15 protein-coding genes and 1 pseudogene are annotated in these 16,656 nt (G+C 64.5%); 8 read left to right on the forward strand and 8 right to left on the reverse strand.

Annotated features, from left to right (window positions below; genetic code table 11):
- Positions 1 to 67: 67 nt before the first annotated feature.
- From K323_RS25545 to K323_RS0111330, 4 genes are all read left to right on the forward strand, one after another.
- The gene (locus K323_RS25545; protein WP_245570970.1) at positions 68 to 1,201 is read left to right on the forward strand and encodes an LLM class flavin-dependent oxidoreductase; all 1,134 of its coding nucleotides are present in this window, start codon (positions 68 to 70) and stop codon (positions 1,199 to 1,201) included.
- 22 nt (positions 1,202 to 1,223) lie between these two features.
- A complete protein-coding gene (locus tag K323_RS0111320) occupies positions 1,224 to 2,309 on the forward strand; it encodes an LLM class flavin-dependent oxidoreductase (RefSeq protein ID WP_026851552.1) in 1,086 nt (361 codons plus the stop codon).
- 14 nt (positions 2,310 to 2,323) lie between these two features.
- Entirely contained in the window at positions 2,324 to 3,001 is a 678-nt protein-coding gene (locus K323_RS25550) for an NADPH-dependent F420 reductase (RefSeq protein WP_051147335.1), read from the forward strand.
- A gap of 69 nt (positions 3,002 to 3,070) precedes the next feature.
- Entirely contained in the window at positions 3,071 to 4,162 is a 1,092-nt protein-coding gene (locus K323_RS0111330; protein WP_022885397.1) for an ABC transporter ATP-binding protein, read from the forward strand.
- A 183-nt stretch (positions 4,163 to 4,345) separates the two neighbouring features.
- On the opposite strand, the gene K323_RS0111335 is transcribed toward K323_RS0111330, so the two are convergent.
- The 8 genes and pseudogenes from K323_RS0111335 to K323_RS0111370 all read right to left on the reverse strand — a co-directional run bounded on the left by K323_RS0111335 (position 4,346) and on the right by K323_RS0111370 (position 11,137).
- The gene (locus K323_RS0111335; protein ID WP_026851553.1) at positions 4,346 to 4,915 is read right to left on the reverse strand and encodes a dihydrofolate reductase family protein; all 570 of its coding nucleotides are present in this window, start codon (positions 4,913 to 4,915) and stop codon (positions 4,346 to 4,348) included.
- A 184-nt stretch (positions 4,916 to 5,099) separates the two neighbouring features.
- The gene (gene dnaB / locus K323_RS0111340) at positions 5,100 to 6,488 is read right to left on the reverse strand and encodes a replicative DNA helicase (protein WP_022885399.1); all 1,389 of its coding nucleotides are present in this window, start codon (positions 6,486 to 6,488) and stop codon (positions 5,100 to 5,102) included.
- A 428-nt stretch (positions 6,489 to 6,916) separates the two neighbouring features.
- Entirely contained in the window at positions 6,917 to 7,366 is a 450-nt protein-coding gene (gene rplI, locus K323_RS0111345) for a 50S ribosomal protein L9 (RefSeq protein WP_022885400.1), read from the reverse strand.
- 11 nt (positions 7,367 to 7,377) lie between these two features.
- Positions 7,378 to 7,641: a 30S ribosomal protein S18 gene (gene rpsR, locus K323_RS0111350; protein WP_012039648.1), complete on the reverse strand. Its 264-nt coding sequence runs from the start codon at positions 7,639 to 7,641 to the stop codon at positions 7,378 to 7,380.
- 53 nt (positions 7,642 to 7,694) lie between these two features.
- Entirely contained in the window at positions 7,695 to 8,195 is a 501-nt protein-coding gene (locus tag K323_RS0111355) for a single-stranded DNA-binding protein (protein WP_022885401.1), read from the reverse strand.
- 275 nt (positions 8,196 to 8,470) lie between these two features.
- A pseudogene (gene rpsF, locus K323_RS30455) lies at positions 8,471 to 8,818 on the reverse strand (30S ribosomal protein S6); the annotation flags it as partial.
- Positions 8,819 to 9,058: 240 nt separating this feature from the next.
- Positions 9,059 to 9,508 (reverse strand): hypothetical protein, encoded by a 450-nt coding sequence (locus K323_RS0111365; RefSeq protein WP_022885403.1) that lies wholly within the window; start codon positions 9,506 to 9,508, stop codon positions 9,059 to 9,061.
- A 198-nt stretch (positions 9,509 to 9,706) separates the two neighbouring features.
- Positions 9,707 to 11,137, reverse strand: a complete 1,431-nt coding sequence (locus K323_RS0111370) for a CCA tRNA nucleotidyltransferase (RefSeq protein ID WP_022885404.1) — start codon at positions 11,135 to 11,137, stop codon at positions 9,707 to 9,709.
- Between the two features lie 81 nt (positions 11,138 to 11,218).
- Here K323_RS0111370 and K323_RS25560 point away from each other — a divergent pair, with 81 nt between their 5' ends.
- The 4 genes from K323_RS25560 to trxA all read left to right on the forward strand — a co-directional run bounded on the left by K323_RS25560 (position 11,219) and on the right by trxA (position 16,565).
- The gene (locus K323_RS25560; RefSeq protein WP_022885405.1) at positions 11,219 to 13,495 is read left to right on the forward strand and encodes a DUF6049 family protein; all 2,277 of its coding nucleotides are present in this window, start codon (positions 11,219 to 11,221) and stop codon (positions 13,493 to 13,495) included.
- The gene (gene murJ / locus K323_RS0111380) at positions 13,488 to 15,107 is read left to right on the forward strand and encodes a murein biosynthesis integral membrane protein MurJ (protein ID WP_026851554.1); all 1,620 of its coding nucleotides are present in this window, start codon (positions 13,488 to 13,490) and stop codon (positions 15,105 to 15,107) included. The genes K323_RS25560 and murJ overlap by 8 nt, the downstream gene beginning before the upstream one ends.
- Positions 15,108 to 15,229: 122 nt before the next feature.
- Positions 15,230 to 16,201 (forward strand): thioredoxin-disulfide reductase, encoded by a 972-nt coding sequence (gene trxB / locus K323_RS0111385; RefSeq protein WP_022885407.1) that lies wholly within the window; start codon positions 15,230 to 15,232, stop codon positions 16,199 to 16,201.
- Positions 16,202 to 16,241: 40 nt separating this feature from the next.
- Positions 16,242 to 16,565 (forward strand): thioredoxin, encoded by a 324-nt coding sequence (gene trxA, locus K323_RS0111390; RefSeq protein WP_022885408.1) that lies wholly within the window; start codon positions 16,242 to 16,244, stop codon positions 16,563 to 16,565.
- Positions 16,566 to 16,656 lie beyond the last annotated feature (91 nt).

Here is a 16,656-nt window from a genome sequence, read left to right on the forward strand (position 1 = left end):
TCGTCTCCCTGGAATAGACATGTCAATATCCATGTTGCAGCATTGACATGTCAATTCGGAAGGTCCGGTGACGGGAAGGGCGCTGGTCATGGTGATCCAGATCGGTGACATCGAGTTCGGACTGAACTCATTCGGCGACATCGCCACCGACGCCGGGCGTGTGATGTCAGATGGTGAAGCGCTGCGGCTGCTCGTCGATGAGGCGCAGCAGGCGGAGTCCGTCGGGCTCGATGTGTTCAGCGTCGGCGAACACTACCGGGAGGGCATGGTCGACTCGGCCCCTCCTGTGATCCTCGCCGCCGCGGCACAGGCCACATCGAGCATCCGCCTCGGAACGTCGGTGACGGTCCTGTCGACGCAGGATCCGGTGCGGTTGTATCAGCAGTTCGCCACCGTCGACGGGCTTTCAGGCGGGCGGGCGCAACTGGTGCTCGGACGCGCTTCGGCGATCGAGTCGTTTGCACTGTTCGGATACGACATCGCCGAGTACGAGCAGATCTTCGACGAGAAGCTCGACCTGTTTCTGCGTCTGATGCGTGAGGATCGTGTGACCTGGACCGGGCAGTACCGCGCGCCGCTTGAGAATGCGCGCCTGCAGCCGCGGATGCCGCAGGGAGGGATCCCCACGTGGATCGGGATCGGCGGAAGCCCCGATTCGGTCGTAAGGGCAGCCCAGAACGGCCTGCCGCTGATGATGGCCATCATCGGTGGACGTCCCGAACGCTTCGCCGGGCACGCCGAGCTGTACCTGCGCGCGCTTTCCCAGTTCGGACGACCGGAACTTCCAATCGGTCAGCACTCCCTCGGCTTCATCGCCGACACCGATGAGGAGGCGAAGAACACGCACTGGAAGTACTGGCAGCCCGTCGTGACCGCGATGAGCAAGGAGCGCGGCTTCTACCCACCCACCGCCGAGCGGTACGAGGTGGAAGTTGGCACGGGTGCCCTGTACGTCGGGTCACCGGAGACGGTGTCGCACAAGATCGCGAGCATCGTCCGCACGAATCATCTGTCCCGCTTCGATCTGAAGTACGACCTGCTGCATCTGCCGCGCGACGCGCGTGAGCACAGCATCCGCCTGTTCGGCGAACGTGTCGTCCCGCGAGTGCGCGAGCTCCTCGAGCAGGAACCCAGCGACTGGCGCCTCACCGGTCGCGCTGCCGTCGAGATAGTCAAGGGCGGCAAAGCGACCCATGCCTGATACCAACGAAAAGAAAGAGATCATGAGCGACTTCACCAAGCTCGAGTTCGGCGTCGATACGTTCGGAGACCTGCCCCGCGATGACCAAGGCTCTGTCGTCTCGTACGGCGCGGCGATCCGCGCCACCCTGGCGGAAGCGGTGCTCGCCGATGACCTGGGCATCGACGCGGTCGCCATCGGAGAGCACCATCGCCCCGAATTCGCGATCTCCTCACCGGATACCGTCCTGGCCGGGATCGCCACGGCGACCGAACGCATCCGTCTCGGCTCCGGTGTCACCGTGCTGTCCTCCGACGACCCTGTGCGGGTTTTCCAGCGCTTCGCGACGGTTGACGCCCTCTCGAACGGGCGCGCCGAGATCATCCTCGGGCGCGGATCCTTCACCGAGTCATTCCCGCTGTTCGGTTATGATCTCTCCGACTACGAGCTGCTCTTCGACGAGAAGATCGACCTCTTCCACGCCCTGCTCGACGAAAAGCCGGTCACGTGGGAAGGGACGACGCGCGCCGCGCTGCACGAGGCGGACGTCTTCCCGAAGACCGATTCGGGGCGACTGCGCACGTGGGTCGGCGTTGGTGGCTCACCGCAGTCCGTGATCCGTACTGCGCACTACGGGTTCCGGCTCATGCTCGCCATCATCGGGGGCGCTCCTGCCCGCTTCGCACCGTATGTGGACTTGTATCGGCGGGCGACTGAGCAGCTGGGCACCACCGCCCACCCGGTGGGTATGCACTCTCCCGGTTTCATCGCCGAGACAGATGAGGAGGCGAAGGAGGCCTTCTACCCCGGGTACAAGGTGATCCGAGACCGGATCGGTGCGTCGCGCGGCTGGTCGCCCCTGAGTCGCTCCGAGTTCGAAGCCGACGTCGGGCATGGATCGCTGTACGTCGGCTCGCCGGAGACCGTCGCCCGGAAGATGGCCGACGCCATCCGCACGCTGGATGTCGGTCGGTTCGACCTCATCTACTCAGCCGGCGGCGCCATGTCTGCGAGCGCGCGTCTTCGTACCGTCGAGCTGTACGGCACGAAGGTGATCCCGATGGTGCGCGAACTGCTGGCAGAGGCGCCCGCGCGGTCGACCATGACCGGAGCGGCGGTCCGGTCATGAACGAGGGGAGCGACATGGACAGCAGCATCGGCGACGGCATGACCGTCGGCATCCTCGGGGCCGGCAAAGTCGGCACGGTGTTCGCCCGCCTTGGGGTCGCCGCGGGCTACCGGGTGCTCATCGCCGGCTCCGGAGACCCAGAGCGGATCGCGCTCACGATCGATGTGCTCTCGCCCGGCGCGACTGCCGTCCGCTCAGAAGAGGCTGCCAGCGAGGCCGACATCGTCGTGCTCGCGCTTCCTCTCGGCAAGTACCGCCGCGTTCCGGTGGCGGAGCTCGAAGGCAAACTCGTGGTCGACTCGATGAACTACTGGTGGGAGACGGATGGAATCCGAGACGACCTTAACGACCCACGCACCTCGACAAGTGAGGTCGTGCAAGAGTTCCTTCCCGGCTCACGCATCGTGAAGGCGCTGAACCACATGGGGTACCACGACCTCGAGGAGGAATCGCGGCCAGCCGGGGCGTCGGACCGCAAGGCGATCGCGATCGCAGGTGACCGGAAAGGTGACCTCACGCGCATAGCAGAGTTCGTCGACGCACTGGGGTTCGACTCCGTCATCGCAAGCCCGCTCGCCGCTGGTGTTCTCCTGCAGCCGGGCAACCCCACGTTCGGAGCCAATCTCCCGATCGATGACCTGCGCGAGCTCCTCGACCTCGCTGCCGCCGAGCCCATCGAGAGCACCGCCTGAGCGGCCCAGGCCACCCCCTCATCACTACGGATCGTCCGGCACGTACCTGCCGGTGAAAGGAAAGAAGAAATGGCAACCGTGACGTTCAACCAGGCGACACGAACGTACCCCGGGGTACAACGCCCCGCCGTCGACAAGCTGGATCTGGAGGTCGCCGACGGCGAGTTTCTCGTGCTCGTCGGCCCCTCCGGCTCCGGCAAGTCCACGTCGCTACGGATGCTCGCAGGCCTTGAAGAGGTCAATGGCGGCCGCATCCTCATCGGCGACCGCGACGTAACCGACGTTCCCCCGAAGGATCGCGATATCGCGATGGTGTTCCAGAACTATGCGCTCTACCCGCATATGACCGTCGCGGAGAACATGGGCTTCGCCCTGAAGATCGCGGGGGTCGGCAAAGAGGAGCGCGCGCAACGAGTGCTCAATGCCGCGAAGCTGCTGGATCTGGTCCCGTACCTGGGGCGCAAGCCGAAGGCCCTCTCGGGCGGCCAGCGCCAGCGCGTCGCGATGGGCCGAGCGATCGTCCGCAGTCCGCAGGTATTCCTCATGGATGAGCCGCTGTCGAATCTCGATGCGAAGCTGCGAGTGCAGACCCGCACCCAGATCTCCTCGCTCCAGCGCCGGTTGGGCGTCACGACCGTCTACGTGACTCACGATCAGGTGGAAGCGCTGACCATGGGGGATCGGATCGCGGTGCTCGCCGACGGCGCCCTGCAGCAGTTGGGCACGCCTCGCGATCTGTATGAGAACCCAAGGAACGTCTTCGTCGCCGGGTTCATCGGCTCGCCGGCGATGAACCTGTTCACCACAGACGTGACCGAGCGCGGAGTGCGCTTCGGCACACAGGCGGTTGCGGTGGACCGCGAGACACGGGCGGCCGGCACCCGCGTCACGCTCGGTGTCCGGCCGGAGGACATCACGCTTGCGGGCGCGACAGAGCCCGGGCTCAGGATGACGGTGGATCTCGTCGAGGAACTCGGCGCCGACGGCTACCTCTACGGCCACGCGATCATCGACGACGAGCGGGTGAACGTCACCGCGCGCGTCGACGGCCGGACGCACCCGAAGGTGGGCGACACGGTCTCGGCGACACCCAAGCCCGGACGGATTCACCTGTTCGACGTGGGCAGCGGAGAACGGTTGAACCCCGGGATCGACGGCTGAGCAGCGATCGACCGAGCTGTAGGGATCACTCAGAGATGTCCGACCGGCACCCCTCAGAGTGCGGTTGCCACGAGTGAGTTGTCCGCGATGAAGGTCTTTTCCACCGGACGGACTTGTCCAACTGAGACACGAGAATCGTCGTTCCGTCGCGAGGCAGCGGCCAACGTGCCAGGGCAAGTCACGTCAAGCCGTTACTCGCGTGGGCCGGTACCGCAGGGCGACCGCACCTGACCGGAACTCATGGCGATCCACGAGCTCGAGCTGGATACGCTCGCGCAGACCGGCGAGCAACGTCGGCCCGTGTCCGGCAAGGACCGGCTGCACAAGGAACTCGTACTCGTCGATCAGTCCCAGATCTGCCAGCGCCAGGGGGAGCGTCACTCCGCCCACCCACAGGCCCTCGCCTGGCTCCTGTTTGAGCCGCCGAACCGCTTGCCCCAAGTCGCCTCGCACCAGCTCGGCATTCCAATCGGCCCCGCTCAGCGTGCTCGACACGACGTGCTTCTTCGCCCGGTCGATGGTCTCGGCGAACGGAACCTGCCACTCATCCATCCAGTCAGGCCATGCGCCCGTGGTCGGCTTCCGCCACGCCGACTCCATCATCTCGTAGGTCACCCGGCCGAACAGCAGGGCATCGGCTCGTGCCATCTCGGCGGTCCAGTAGCGCATCGACTCCTCGTCCGGCGGGAGCCCTGCCTCGTGATGGCAGCAACCGTCGAGCGTGACATTGATCGAGTATCGAAGTGGTCTCATCTCGTTGCTCTCCCTCGAGGATCGGTGTTCTCCCTGCCTAGGGAGTTCGTCTCGTCCGCGAACCACGTCGGTCGCTGCATGCCGACCAAGCCTAACGATCTGGCGAAATGTTCCGATGGACATGACGCGGACAACTCCACCGCGAAACGGACATCTTCAACCGTTCCCTACACGAGCGCCGTCGCTACGCGCCGGCGACCATGTCGGCGAAGCGAGAGAAGTGGCCGTGGAAGGCGACGGTGACGGTGCGGGTCGGGCCGTTGCGATGCTTCGCGACGATCAAGTCGGCCTCACCGGCACGCGGGTTGTCTTTCTCGTAGGCGCTCTCACGGTGCAGCAGGATGACCATGTCGGCATCCTGCTCGAGCGAACCGGACTCACGGAGGTCGGAGATCGCAGGCATCTTGTCGGCCCGCTGCTCCGGGCCACGGTTCAGCTGCGACAGGGCGATCACCGGCACCTGCAGCTCCTTGGCGAGCAGCTTGAGCGCACGGGAGAACTCGCTGACCTCCTGCTGGCGGGACTCGACCCGCTTGCCTGACGTCATCAGCTGCAGGTAGTCAATGATGACCATCTTCAGCCCGACCCGCTGCTTGAGCCGCCGGCACTTCGCGCGGATCTCGACCAGCGTCATGTTCGGGCTGTCGTCGATGTAGAGGGGTGCGTCGTTGATGCGCCCGCGGGTGGAGGCAATGGTGGTCCAGTCGCGGCTGTCGACGGTGCCCTTGCGCATGTTCTGGAGGGGAACGGATGCCTCGGCCGAGAGCAGTCGCATGGCGATCTCGCTTCGCCCCATTTCAAGGGAGAAGAAGATGCTGGGCATGTCGTGCTTGATCGATGCGGCCCGCGCGAAGTCCAGCGCGAGAGTCGACTTTCCGAGTGCGGGGCGGGCTGCAACGATGATCAGCTGACCGGGGTGGAAGCCGTTGGTGAGTTCGTCCATGTCGGCGAAGCCGGTGGGAACCCCGGTCATCTGCCCGTCTTTGTGCTTTGCGGCCTCGATCTCGTCGATGGCCACGGTGACTGCCTCGGTCAGCGGCACGTAATCTTCGGTCTCGGTGCTGCCGGTGACCGAATAGATCTCGGCCTGGGCGTTGTTCACCAGGTCGAGTACTTCACCCTCACCGGCGTAGCCCATCTGCACGATGCGGGTGCCAGCCTCAACGAGCCGCCGCAGCAGCGCGCGTTCAGCGACGATCGATGAATAGAACCCCGCGTTCGCGGCCGTGGGAACGAGACTGGTGAGTGTGTGCAGGTAGTCGGCGCCGCCCGCGCGGGAGAGTTCGCCGATCTTGGTGAGCTCGTCGGTGACGGCGATCACGTCGGTGGGTTCACCGTGCGAATACAGCGACAGGATCGCGTCGAAGATGATCTCGTGCTTGGGGATGTAGAAGTCGGAGCCGCGCACGGTCTCGACGACGTCTGCGACGGCGTCTTTGCTGAGCATCATTCCGCCGAGCGCGCTCTGCTCAGCGAGGAGATCGTGTGGGGGAGTGCGTTCACTCGTTCGCCCGTTTGCACCGTTGGGTGATTCGTTCCGCTGGTCGGTCAGACCCAAATGAGCAATCGACACTCCGCGCCTCCTTTGTCGTTCTTCTGGTCTATCGGCACCCACTGACACTGAGCATGACAATGAGGCCACCGGCGCGCACGTGCACGGTGTTCTTCGATGCTTGCTCACCCTAGGGAGAGCGTTCCTGCTTCGACAAGTCACCCTGTGGATAACGCTGTGGGAAAACTGCGCGAAACGCCGTAGCTCGTGTGCACAAGCTGTGCACTGACCTGTGGAGAACTAGTGAGTATTTCAGAATAAACAGCGCTGATCAGGGTTTTGTTTATTGCAGGCCTGTGGGTAAAAACTAGCCTCAAGTGCCTCTTGAACCTTGCGCGATTGTGGACGCGCCTGTGTACAGAAACGCCGTCAGGAATGATTTCGACGCCGGTTAACGACATCGGGCGGCCGGCCCCAATCGGGACCGACCGCCTGAGCGTGAAGAGGTGTTACTTGGCCGCGACCACTTGGAGGGTAATCGTCGCGCTCAGCTCGTCACGCAGGCGAATCGTCGCCTCGTGCTCGCCGGTCAACTTGATCGGGTTCAGTTCGATCTTGCGCTTGTCGATCGTGCCGAGGCCCGCTTCGGCGACCGCGTCGGCGACATCCGTCGTCTTCACTGAACCGAAGAGGCGACCGCCCTGGCCGGCCTTGACGACCAGCTTGACCTTGGTGCTCTCGAGCGCAGCCTTGAGGGCCTGCGCGTCTTCGAGGGTGGCGTGTTCCCGAGCAGCACGAGCGGCCTTGATCTGCTCGATCTGCTTCTCGCCTCCCCTGGTCCATGCCACCGCGAAGCCCTGGGGGATGAGGTAGTTACGGCCGTAGCCGTTCTTGACGTCGACGACGTCACCGGGTGCGCCGAGTCCGGAGACCTCGTGCGTCAGAATGAGTTTTGACATGTGAGGGCTCCTTACCGGCCTGAGCCGGCGTAGGGCAACAGGGCCATTTCGCGGGCGTTCTTGACGGCACGGGCGATGAGGCGCTGTTCCTGGACGGACACGCCGGTGATACGGCGGGCGCGGATCTTTCCACGCTCGGAGATGAACTTACGCAGGGTTGCGACATCCTTGTAATCGATGACGCCAACCCGGATTGACTTCGCGGGAGCGGCGTTCTTGCCGCCCTTGGCTCCGCGGAGTGGCTTGCGGCGATCGCCGCTCGACTTTCCAGCCATGATTTCCTTGCTTTCTTAAGAGTGTGTGTTGGCCTGACGCCGTGAGGCGGGGCTTAGAACGGAGTCTCGTCGCTGAAGTTGCCGGGGCTGTTCCAGACGTCGCCTGCTGCTGCGGGTGCAGCAGCAGGGGCGCTGGGAGCCCACGGCTCTTCTCCGCCACCGGCGGGCGAACCGCCGCGGCCAGAGGAGGACTGTGCGCGAGTGATGCTGGCGGTTGCGTAACGGAGGCTGGGGCCGATTTCATCGACCTCAAGCTCGAAGCTGGTGCGCTTCTCGCCTTCCTTCGTCTCGTACGAACGCTGCTTGAGTCGTCCGGATGCGATGACGCGGGAACCCTTGGTCAATGAACCGGCCACGTGCTCGGCGAATTCACGCCAGACGCTCGCACGCAGGAACAGCGCTTCGCCGTCTTTCCACTCATTGGCCGCGCGGTCGAACGTGCGCGGAGTGGATGCGATGGTGAAGTTGGCAACCGCCAGCCCGTTCTGCGTGTAGCGCAGTTCCGGGTCTGCGGTGAGGTTGCCCACCACGGTGATTACGGTCTCGCCGGCCATGGCTACTTGTCGCTTGCCTTGTCGGCGGACGCTTCAGCGGGGGCCTCTGCTTCGACAGGAGCTTCGACTTCGGCTTCGACGGGAGCTTCGGCTTTGGCCTTGGCGGGAGTCTTCGCCTCAGCGGGCTCTGCTTTGGGCTCGGCCTTAGCCTCGGCCTCAGCAGACTCTGCCTTGGCAGCAGGCTTCGACGCGGCGGCAGCAACCTTGGCAGCCGGGGCGGCGGCCTTGGTGTCTGGCTTGGCATCGGACTTGGCCGGTGCAGATGCCTTCGGGTTGGCAGCCTTGCGGGCGGCCTTCTCGTCGGCAAGCTTCTTGGCCTCGGCGACCTGAGCGATCGCTTCCTCTGCGCGCAGAACCTTCGTGCGCATGACGGCTTCCGACAGCTTCAGCTGGCGGTCAAGCTCGGCCGTCGACTCGGCGTTAGCGGTGAAGTCGACGACGGCGTAGATGCCTTCCGACTTCTTGTTGATCTCGTATGCGAGACGGCGACGACCCCAAACGTCAACCTTGTCGATCGTTCCGCCATCGTTGCGAACAACGTTGAGGAACTTGTCAAGGCTGGGAGCTACGGTGCGCTCATCGATCTCGGGATCGAGGATTACCATCAACTCGTACTGATGCATGACTAACCCACCTCCTTCGGACTAAAACGGCTGCAGACTTTCTGCAACAGGAGGGTTGTGCATGTGCTGTAAGCGGAGGCCGGGACTCCGGCGCGCAGACAACTGAGCAAGACTACCGGACTCCGCTCCCCGGCGCCACTCCACTCACGTGTACCCGTCCTTCCGCCCACAATCGCCGTTTGCGCTGACACTCCCCGTAGCAGCGGCGATGCCCGGCGCCAACGGCGATTCCCGAGACATTCACGCACGCCTCTCACCGTTCCGGCCGCAATCCGGCTTCGAGCAGCAGGGTGCGAAGGTTCTGCGCCCGCAACGCAACGTCCCAGATCCAGCGCGCCATTCCATGGCGACGCCGTTCTTGGAGTGCACTCCGCGGCGCCCGGCCGCCATCAGGTGCACCTCGCGGGGCAGGCTCCCGATCATGGGCAGCCCCCACAGGATCGCCGCCGACTGGTGCGAGAACACCGGCGCCACTTTTCGCGTCGCCGCAACGGCCCGCATCCGCAGGAGGTATTTGTCGCGTTCACTCACCTCTGGCCATTCCGCGGCGTCTACGAAGACACCGCGCCGCAGTCTGACCAACTGCTGGCGTGCCACCGCCCGGTGCAAGCTGCGTGGGTTCTCGCCCACGAGGGCCAACTCGCTGCTGCGCTGCAGGGGCCGCCACCCGGCCGTGGATTGTGTTGTCATGCCGACAATGGTCGGTCAGTCCGAGGCGTCGAACCGCCTCAATGCGGGCATCTGTGAATAACCTGCAGTGAACGCGCCCTGTGTATAACTCCCTGCGCCGTGCCCGCAATCGCCGAATTCGCCGACCGTCGCCGCTCTGGCGGCGTCAACGGGTACAAACAGCGACTCTCGCCGAAATTGGGAGACGGGCACGGCGAGCTACTCGTCGCGCGCCGCCCACCACTCCAGCAGGCGCCTGGTCGCCTCATCCGCACCGAGCGGACCGTCGTCGAGGCGCTGCTCGAGCAGGTAGCGGTACGCCTCCCCGACATCACGCCCTGGCCGGATGCCGAGGATCGCCATGATCTGTTCGCCGTCGAGATCGGGGCGAACCGCCGCCATCTCCTCCTGCTGGGCAAGCTCCGTAATCCGCTGTTCGAGATCATCGTAGGCAAAGCCCAGCCGGTCGGCCTTGCGCCGGTTCCTGGTGGTCACATCGGCCCGCGTGAGAATGTGCAGCCGCTCAAGCTGGTCGCCGGCGTCGCGCACGTATCGCCGAACGGCCGAGTCGGTCCAGGTACCTTCCGTGTATCCGAAGAACCGCAGATGCAGTTCAATCAGCCGGGAGACGGCGTTGATGGTGTCGTTGTCGAACCGCAGTGCGCGAAGCCGCTTCTTCGCCAACTTCGACCCGAGAACATCGTGGTGATAGAAACTGACGACTCCACCCGGTTCCAGCTTGCGAGTGGCCGGCTTCCCGATGTCGTGCATCAGCGCAGCCAGGCGCACGATCAGGTCCGGGCTCTCCAGGGTCCCCCGTGACGTCTCGTAGCCGATCGCCTGCTCGATCACCGTGAGCGTGTGCTGGTAGACATCCTTGTGATGGTGGTGCTCATCGGTCTCCAGCCGCAGCGCAGGCAGCTCGGGGAGCACGATCTGGGCCAGACCCGACTCCACAAGCAGTTCAAGCCCCGCGCGGGGGGTGTCGGAACGAAGCAACTTCGACAGTTCCTCGCCGATGCGTTCCGCTGAGATGTTCCGGATGCTGCCGGCCATCGCTTCCATCGCCACAGCGGTGTCGGTGTCGAGCGTGAAACCCAGCTGGGCGGTGAACCTGGCCGCGCGCAGCATCCGCAGCGGGTCGTCGCCGAAGGAGATCTCCGGGGTCGCGGGGGTGCGAAGCCTCATGGCAAGCAGGTCATCAATGCCGCCGGACGGATCGACGAGGGTGACCTGCGGAAGTCGCAGTGCCAGTGCATTCACCGTGAAGTCGCGACGAACCAGGTCGTCTTCCAGGCTGGTGCCGAACACCACGTCTGGCTTACGGGTTGCACCGTCGTAGCTGTCGGCACGGTAGGTGGTGATTTCAACGGTCTCGCCGTTGATGCGGGCGCCGATGGTGCCGAACGCCCGGCCGATGTCCCACTGCGCATCCGAGAGGGGAATGACCAGCTTCAGAATCTCGTCTGGCGAGGCATCCGTTGTGAAATCAAGGTCGTTGGTGACCCGGCCGAGGAAGGCGTCGCGCACCGGGCCGCCAACCAGGGCAAGCTCGTGCCCAGCCGTGGCGAAGGCGGTGGCCAGGGGGGAGACGGTGGGAGACGCTGCCAGTTCGCCCAGCCGCGCGAGGGCTGCTGCGACGCTCTGCATGTCCCCATGTTAGTTGCCGGCTGCAGAGCTGACACCAGGCGCAAAGCGTTCTCCCGGTATGCACGCCGTAGAATCTCCTGCATGGTGGCCGATTCAAATCCTGCGCGTCGGCCCGCGCTCTCTTTCTTCGCCCTGCTCGCCGTGCCGCTCGCTGCGCTCCTTTCTCTGGGAGCGGCGGCGCTGCCTGCCGCGCAGTCACAGACCACACCGGCACAGGCGCACGCTGCCGCCGACGATGACTCCGCGGTCACGATCAACCTCGCCCCTGTTGGCAATTCCATCGTGTCTGGCGGCCAGGACCTCACGGTCACCGCGGAGATCACCAACGGCACGTCGGCGGCTCTGCCGGCAGGCACGATCGACCTGTACCTCGCCGAGCGCGCCCTGACAACTCGCACTGCGCTCGGCGAGTGGCTGAGGCCCGCCGAGAACTCGAGCCCTGGAGACCGCATCTTCAGTGCCCCGACCGGTACTGCGATCCAGCCGGACAGCTCGCTGACTCTCACCCTGACCGTGCCCGCGGCATCCATTGGGCTCGGCCCGTCGAATGCCTGGGGCGCGCGCGGAATTGCCGCAACGCTGTCTGCTGGCGAGACCGAGGCTGATCCCGTGCAGGGCAGGGGGGTCTTCGTCTGGTCGACCGGGGAGCCTGTGACGCCGGTCAACCTCGCAATCGTTGTTCCGATTACCACGCCACCCGGTGCGACCGGCCTGATCGCCGCAGACGACCTGGAGAAGTACACCGGCCCTGGCGGATTGCTCACCCGCCAGCTCGACGACGTCGTGAATCAGCCGGTGGCAATTGCGATCGACCCCATGATCCTTGCCTCGATCAGGGTGCTAGGAAGCTCAGTTCCACCAACGGCGCTCGACTGGCTCGAACGGCTCGACTTCGCCACGAACGATATATTCCCTCTCAGCTATGCGGATGCCGACATAGCGCTCCAGGCGCATGCCGGCGTGAATCCCCTGCTGGTTCCGACCTCGTTTGCGCCAGCGCTGAACCCCGACCTGTTCACGGTTCCGGAAACGCCGGATCCCGAGGAGTCGACCAGCGAGCCGACCAATGAGTCGACCAAGACGCCGACCCCCACGCCTACTGCCGGCGAACCGGTGATGCCCACGACGGAAGAATTGCTCGACTGGGACTACACCAGAACCGACATCGGCTGGCCGAGCGCCGGCTCCGTCGCCCCCGCAGACCTGGACGTATTCGCTGCCAGCGGTCTCACCACCACCATCCTCTCCGGCACGAACGTCACCCAGCCCGACGCGCAAGTCACGCCGAACAGCGTGTTCAGCGTTGCCAGTGGCCGGGCTGCGGTGGGCGATTTGGCCATCGGGGCGGCCATCCAGCGTGCAGTGACGGCCGCGACCGAGGTGGAGTGGAACACGGCGATGTCAGAGGTACTCGCCCAGCTCGCCGTTGTCTCCGCCGAGAATCCGGCCACGCCGCGCACCCTGCTCGCCACCTTCGACAGAGGCGAAGCGCAGTCCTCGCCCCGTCTGGGTGAAACGCTTGCCGCGCTCTCGTCCGTTCCGTGGCAGGCCGGGGCCACCCTCGACCAGGCACTCGCCGCCGAACCCGCGCAAGGCGTCACCGTGACGCCCCAGGCCGAGCCGGAAGGCCGCGTCGAGGCGGCTACCCGACTGCTGTCGCGGGAGGCCGAGATCGCGGCGTTCTCTTCTGTCGCAGCCGATCCTGTGATACTCACGGCGACCAGTCGCCTGGACGTTCTGGGCCTGTTCGCCACGTCGTGGCGGGCGGATGACGACGCCTGGCAGGAGGCGGTGCGCACCAACCTCACGGAGTCCGGTGCCATCCTGAACTCGGTGACGGTGACCAGCCGCGGACCCCTCAATGTCGCCGCGAACCGCGTCGAGCTGCCGATCGCGCTGAACAACGCATACAACCAGGCGGTCACGGTGAAGATGCAGGTGGTTCCGTCGAACGGGCGGCTGGTCGTTGACGGCGACATCGAGGCCACGATCGACGCGGCATCCGCTCGCACCGTCACGGTTCCGGTGACCGCAGCAGTCGGAAACGGAGACGTGACCCTTCGGGTGAACCTGTTCACGCCAGACGGAGTGCAGATCGGGCAGACGGCGTTCGTCACCGTTGACGTGCACGCCGACTGGGAGGGGATCGTGGCGATCAGCCTCGCCATCCTGGTCGTCCTGTTCTTCGGCTTCGGGGTGTGGCGCAACATCGCGAGGCGACGCAAGGACCGCGCCGAGCAGGCGGAGCAGTCGGAAACCGCACCTGAGTCTGCAGAGACACCAGAGAAAACAGAGACTCCAGAGACGACGGATGCCGCACCGAGCGCAACTCATCCCCCGGAAGAACCGCGTGGCTAGCGCCGGCATCGGCCGGGCGAGCATCTTCCTCGCCTCAGGCACGATCGTGTCGCGCATCCTCGGCTTCGTGAAGTTGTGGGTACTGGCGCAGGTCATCGGCTTGTTCGGCGCAAGCACCAACGCCTTCGCGGTTGCCAATCAACTGCCAAACACTGTCTACGTAATCGTGGCGGGTGGCGTTCTCACAGCAGTTCTGGTGCCCCAGATCGTACGTGCCGCCCTCCATAATGACGGCGGCACCGCCTACATCAACAAACTCGTCACCCTTGCCTTTGTCATCCTGGGTGCCGCGACGATCGTGGCCACCGCCCTCGCTCCCGTCCTGACCCTGATCTGGGGCTCAAACCTTCCCCCGGAACAACTCTCCCTCGCCATCGCTTTCGCCTATTGGTGTCTGCCCCAGATCTTCTTCTATGGGCTGTACACGGTGATGGGGGAAGTGTTGAACGCTCGCAAATCCTTCGGGCCGTACACGTGGGTGCCCGTGCTCAACAATATTGTCGCCATCGCCGGGCTGGTCATCTTCGCGGCTCTGTACGGCGCCGATCCCGGCGGTGATCGCCTGGCCTCCGATTTCACCCCGATGATGATCGCCGTCCTCGCGGGCAGCGCAACCCTCGGAGTACTGGTGCAAGCCGTCGTGCTGTTCTATTTTTGGCGCAGAATCGGCCTTCGCTACCGCCCAGACTTCCGGTGGCGTGGCGTTGGCCTCGGCGCCGCGGGCAAGATGGCGAGCTGGACTTTCGGCATGATCATCCTGACAACGATCGCCGGCATCGTGGAGACTCGAGTCGCGACCATCGCGTCAAACAACGACGACGCATCCGTACAGGTTCTGAATACCGCATGGCTCATCTTCATGCTGCCGCATTCCGTGATCACTGTGTCCGTGGCCACGGCGTACTTCACGAGGATGAGCGAACACGCCGCCATCGGAAATCTTGGCCTGGTGAAGACGGATGCCTCATCTGCGATGCGGGGTACGTCCCTGATCATCGTCATCGCATCGGCGATCATCGTGGTGTGCGCCTACCCGTTCGCGGCCGTCTTCGTCTCAGACAGCTTCAGCCAGGTCCAGGCGACCGGAAACGTCATCATCGCGTACTTGCTCGGCCTCGTGGCATTCTGCCTCCTGTTCGTGCTGCAGCGCACGTTCTATGCCCTCGGTGACACTCGCACCCCCTTCTTCTTCACCCTGTTCCAGGTCGTACTGGTGGTTGTCGGCGTACTCGCTTGCTCGATGCTCCCCGAAGAGTGGATCGCCGTTGGAATTGCGCTTGTGGTCACTGTTTCCGGCATCGCCCAGACCATATTTGCGGCACTGCTCCTGCGTGGCAGGCTTGGCGGCATTGACGGCAAGCGCATCATCCAGAGCCTGCTGAAGTACCTCGTGGCCGCCGTGATTCCGGTCGGTCTCGGCATTCTGCTGCTGGTGCAGCTCGGTGGTACGCGCGAAGGCGGCTTCGCCGTCTCCAGCGTGGCCCAGGCCATCGTCTCCATGGCGATCATCGGCCTGGTCATGGCCGTGACCTACTTCGGAATGCTGATGCTCATGCGCACGAGCGAGCTCAAGGGATTCACCGAACCCTTGCTCGCCCGCATCCGTCGCTGACCGAACTCTGAGTGCACAGGCCGGAACACACAGACGATGCGGAATAGCATCCGAATAGTATGTGTTGTACCGGTCAGCGGGCGCAGACGAGAGTCTCCGCCCACACAGTGTAAGGAGTGCGCGTGCGCCAAATCATCATCATCGGCTCTGGGCCGGCCGGGTATACAGCTGCCATCTACGCTGCTCGTGCCAATCTGAAGCCGCTACTCATCGCGAGCTCCGTCGAGGCTGGCGGTGAGCTGATGAACACCACAGACGTGGAGAACTTCCCCGGGTTCCCCGAGGGCATCCAGGGACCAGAACTGATGACAAAGATGCAGGAACAGGCCGAGCGCTTCGGCACGGAGGTCGTCTACGACGACGTCACCAGCCTTGAGCTGACCGGACCGACCAAGAAGGTCACGCTCGGCGACGGCTCGACCCACGAGGCCCTCGCGGTGATTTTCTCGACCGGTTCCGCGTACCGCAAGCTGGGTCTCAGCGACGAAGAGCGCCTGTCTGGTCACGGCGTCTCCTGGTGTGCCACCTGCGACGGTTTCTTCTTCAAGAACAAGACGATTGCCGTCGTCGGCGGGGGCGACTCCGCGATGGAAGAGGCAACGTTCCTCACCCGGTTCGCCGAGAAGGTGCACGTCATCCACCGCAAAGACACCCTCCGGGCGTCGAAGATCATGCAGGATCGGGCCTTCGCGAACGACAAGATCGAGTTCGTCTGGAATGCGGAAGTCGCCGGCATCACCGGGGCGGATGCCGTTGACGGCCTTCGTCTGCGCGACACCGTAACCGGCGATGAGAGCACGCTCGACATCGGCGGCCTTTTCGTGGCCATCGGCAACGACCCGCGCACCCACCTGGTGCACGGTCAGCTCGACCTGACCCCTGAAGGCACCATCGCGGTAGCCGGGCGCTCCTCGAAGACCAGCCAGGCCGGAGTATTCGCAGCCGGCGACGTCGTCGACCCGACCTATCGCCAGGCGGTCACGGCCGCGGCATCCGGTACCGTCGCGGCCCTCGACGCCGAGCACTACCTGACGACGCTTCCCAAAGACCTGCTGGCCAAGGCCAGTGAATCCGAACTCGCAGCCGCCAACTGACGCTGCGCACCCGAATCTGTAACCAACCAAGGAGAGATACATGACTGCACGTGCTGTCACCGACGCGACTTTCGATCAGGAAGTCATCAACAACGACAAGACCGTTCTGGTCGACTTCTGGGCAGAGTGGTGTGGCCCGTGTCGCGCGGTCAGCCCGATCCTCGACCAAATTGCGCACGAGAACTCGGAGAAGCTTGACATCGTCAAGCTGAACGTCGACGAGAACCCGGCATTGGCCGCGAAGTACCAGATCACCTCAATTCCCGCGATGAAGGTGTTCCAGAAGGGCGAGGTCGTCAAGACCGTCATCGGCGCCAAGCCGAAGCCCGCACTCGAAGCCGACCTGGCCGCCTACCTCGCGTAGCCGACCGGTTTCTTCCAGACCCCGCCCGGCACTCGCCGGACGGGGTCTTTCCCTTTAACGGAAGTCAGCGCCGAACGGAAGTCTGCGCCGA

Source organism: Glaciibacter superstes DSM 21135 (assembly GCF_000421145.1).
Classification (GTDB): Bacteria; Actinomycetota; Actinomycetes; order Actinomycetales; family Microbacteriaceae; genus Cryobacterium; species Cryobacterium superstes.

What these genes read in the sequence shown, in the direction of transcription:
- K323_RS0111330 (WP_022885397.1), top strand. Translation starts at nt 3,071, where the DNA reads ATGGCAACCGTGACGTTCAACCAGGCGACACGAACGTACCCCGGGGTA.
- rpsR (WP_012039648.1), bottom strand. Translation starts at nt 7,641, where the DNA reads ATGGCTGGAAAGTCGAGCGGCGATCGCCGCAAGCCACTCCGCGGAGCC.
- K323_RS0111355 (WP_022885401.1), bottom strand. Translation starts at nt 8,195, where the DNA reads ATGGCCGGCGAGACCGTAATCACCGTGGTGGGCAACCTCACCGCAGAC.
- K323_RS25550 (WP_051147335.1), top strand. Translation starts at nt 2,324, where the DNA reads ATGGACAGCAGCATCGGCGACGGCATGACCGTCGGCATCCTCGGGGCC.
- K323_RS0111335 (WP_026851553.1), bottom strand. Translation starts at nt 4,915, where the DNA reads ATGAGACCACTTCGATACTCGATCAATGTCACGCTCGACGGTTGCTGC.
- K323_RS0111320 (WP_026851552.1), top strand. Translation starts at nt 1,224, where the DNA reads ATGAGCGACTTCACCAAGCTCGAGTTCGGCGTCGATACGTTCGGAGAC.
- K323_RS25560 (WP_022885405.1), top strand. Translation starts at nt 11,219, where the DNA reads ATGGTGGCCGATTCAAATCCTGCGCGTCGGCCCGCGCTCTCTTTCTTC.
- rplI (WP_022885400.1), bottom strand. Translation starts at nt 7,366, where the DNA reads ATGTCAAAACTCATTCTGACGCACGAGGTCTCCGGACTCGGCGCACCC.
- trxA (WP_022885408.1), top strand. Translation starts at nt 16,242, where the DNA reads ATGACTGCACGTGCTGTCACCGACGCGACTTTCGATCAGGAAGTCATC.
- K323_RS0111370 (WP_022885404.1), bottom strand. Translation starts at nt 11,137, where the DNA reads ATGCAGAGCGTCGCAGCAGCCCTCGCGCGGCTGGGCGAACTGGCAGCG.
- K323_RS0111365 (WP_022885403.1), bottom strand. Translation starts at nt 9,508, where the DNA reads ATGACAACACAATCCACGGCCGGGTGGCGGCCCCTGCAGCGCAGCAGC.